The 2,247-nt window shown below is 59.9% G+C and carries 4 protein-coding genes; 3 read left to right on the forward strand and 1 reads right to left on the reverse strand.

Going from position 1 to position 2,247, the window contains the following annotated elements; genetic code table 11:
* The 3 genes from FEM54_RS30880 to FEM54_RS30890 all read left to right on the forward strand — a co-directional run.
* The coding region (locus FEM54_RS30880; protein WP_138454101.1) for a ThiF family adenylyltransferase at positions 1-518 on the forward strand (518 nt) is incomplete at its 5' end.
* Complete coding sequence (gene murI, locus FEM54_RS30885) at positions 511-1,305, forward strand: glutamate racemase (RefSeq protein ID WP_138454102.1); 795 nt, start codon at positions 511-513, stop codon at positions 1,303-1,305. The genes FEM54_RS30880 and murI, both read left to right, overlap by 8 nt.
* Before the next feature lie 110 nt (positions 1,306-1,415).
* Positions 1,416-1,934 (forward strand): acyloxyacyl hydrolase, encoded by a 519-nt coding sequence (locus FEM54_RS30890; RefSeq protein ID WP_017137633.1) that lies wholly within the window; start codon positions 1,416-1,418, stop codon positions 1,932-1,934.
* A gap of 132 nt (positions 1,935-2,066) precedes the next feature.
* On the opposite strand, the gene FEM54_RS30895 is transcribed toward FEM54_RS30890, so the two are convergent.
* A partial coding sequence (locus tag FEM54_RS30895; protein WP_138454103.1) for a YkgJ family cysteine cluster protein occupies positions 2,067-2,247 on the reverse strand: 181 nt, incomplete at its 5' end.

The following is a 2,247-nucleotide window of genomic DNA, read 5'->3' on the forward strand; positions in this document are numbered from 1 at the left end:
TCGGGCAGGCCAAGGTCGATTCGGCCATGCGTCGCCTGGCCGGCATCAACCCCGAAATTACGTTGGTCGCCCATCGCACTGCGCTGGATGCCGATTCACTCGCCGCCGCAGTGGCCGCGGTAGACGTGGTGCTCGATTGCAGCGACAACTTCGCCACCCGTGAAGCCGTCAACGCCGCTTGTGTTGCGGCTGGAAAACCATTGGTCAGCGGTGCGGCCATTCGCCTGGAAGGGCAATTGTCAGTGTTCGACCCGCGCCGCGACGAAAGCCCGTGCTACCACTGTTTATATGGGCACGGCAGCGACACCGAGCTGACCTGCAGCGAAGCCGGTGTGGTCGGTCCGTTGGTCGGGCTGGTCGGTAGCCTGCAAGCACTGGAAGCGCTGAAGTTGCTGGCAGGCTTTGGTGAACCCTTGGTGGGGCGCTTGCTACTGATCGACGCCTTGACCACGCGTTTTCGCGAACTGCGCGTCAAGCGCGACCCCGGCTGCAGCGTTTGCGGGACGGCCCATGGTTAAGGACGCGCCCATCGGTGTGTTCGATTCCGGCGTCGGCGGCCTGTCGGTGCTGGATGAAATCCAGCAGTTGTTGCCCCATGAGTCACTGCTGTACGTGGCTGATGGCGGGCATATCCCCTACGGTGAAAAATCCCCGGCGTTCATTCTTGAGCGTAGCCGTTTGGTCGCCGAGTTTTTTCGTGAACAAGGCGCCAAAGCCTTTGTGATTGCCTGCAACACCGCAACCGTCGCCGCCGTGGCTGATTTGCGCCAGGACTATCCCGACTGGCCTTTGGTGGGTATGGAGCCGGCGGTCAAGCCAGCCGCCGCTGCCACCCGCAGTGGCGTGGTCGGCGTGCTCGCCACCACCGGCACATTGCAAAGTGCCAAGTTCGCAGCATTACTCGACCGCTTTGCCACCGACGTGCGGGTGATTACCCAGCCGTGCCCGGGCCTGGTGGAGTTGATCGAAACCGGTGACCTCAACAGCACCGGGCTGCGCCAGCTGTTGCAGGGCTATGTCGACCCGCTGCTGAGCGCCGGTTGTGACACCATCATCCTCGGCTGTACCCATTACCCCTTCCTCAAGCCGCTTCTGGCACAGATGCTTCCCCCTAGCATCATCCTGATCGACACCGGCGCTGCCGTGGCGCGTCAGCTCAAGCGTCTGTTGGGCGAACGTAACCTGCTGTCGCCCGGCAAGCCTGAGCCAGCGCAGTTCTGGACCAGCGGCGACGTCGATCACCTAAGAAATATCCTACCGACACTCTGGAAATCTCCCGGTGTTGTGCGTAATTTTGGCTTGTGAAAAATTCGTGAAACATCGCGGTTAGAAGCTGAACTTCTGGCATCGCGCAAGCTTCTATAGCGTTAGCCTGTACAAAACCATACGACTTCGATCTCAAAGGATGTGCTCTTATGAAGCGCTTGTTCTGTTTGGCTGCGATTGCGGCCGCTGTGGTGGGACACTCAGTTTCGGCCCAGGCCGCCGGCCTGGAATTTGGGGTGGGGGGCACCAGCGATTCGACCATGACCTATCGATTGGGGCTGACGTCGGATTGGGATAAAAGCTGGTGGCAGAGTGATACGGGCCGACTGACCGGCTATTGGAGCGGCGCTTACACCTACTGGGATGGCGACAAACGCGCGAGTGTCAGCAGCCTGTCGTTCTCGCCGGTGTTTGTGTACGAGTTTGCCGGGGAGAAGGTCAAGCCCTATATAGAAGCCGGGATCGGTGTCGCGGTGTTTTCACGTACGCGGGTTGAAGACAACAACATCGGCCAGGCCTTCCAGTTCGAAGACCGACTGGGCTTTGGTTTGCGCTTTGCCGGTGGGCATGAAGTGGGCATTCGCGCCACGCACTATTCCAATGCGGGCATCAGCAGCAATAACGACGGGGTAGAAAGCTACTCGTTGCACTACACCTACCCGTTGTAACTCTCAAGCCTACGCAAAACCATGTGGGAGCTGGCTTGCCTGCGATGCAGGCACCTCGGTTTATCAGTTACACCGAAGTGATGCTATCGCAGGCAAGCCAGCTCCCACATTTTATATTCGCCACATGTTGGATCAGCGATACGCCGTCGCAATGCCCTGGCGCTCTTCCAGGCACTCCGGCGCACCCATCTCGAATTCCCGACAGATCAACGGCCGCCGCTCGTAGATCGTGCACATCATCGTGTCCCGATCCAGCGCCGCGCACCAGCCGTCATCCAGGCGCAGCATCACTTCACCGCCCCAGTCGTCGGTA

This window comes from Pseudomonas edaphica (assembly GCF_005863185.1).
Taxonomy (GTDB): Bacteria; Pseudomonadota; Gammaproteobacteria; order Pseudomonadales; family Pseudomonadaceae; genus Aquipseudomonas; species Aquipseudomonas edaphica.

What these genes read in the sequence shown, in the direction of transcription:
- FEM54_RS30890 (WP_017137633.1), top strand. Translation starts at nt 1,416, where the DNA reads ATGAAGCGCTTGTTCTGTTTGGCTGCGATTGCGGCCGCTGTGGTGGGA.
- murI (WP_138454102.1), top strand. Translation starts at nt 511, where the DNA reads ATGGTTAAGGACGCGCCCATCGGTGTGTTCGATTCCGGCGTCGGCGGC.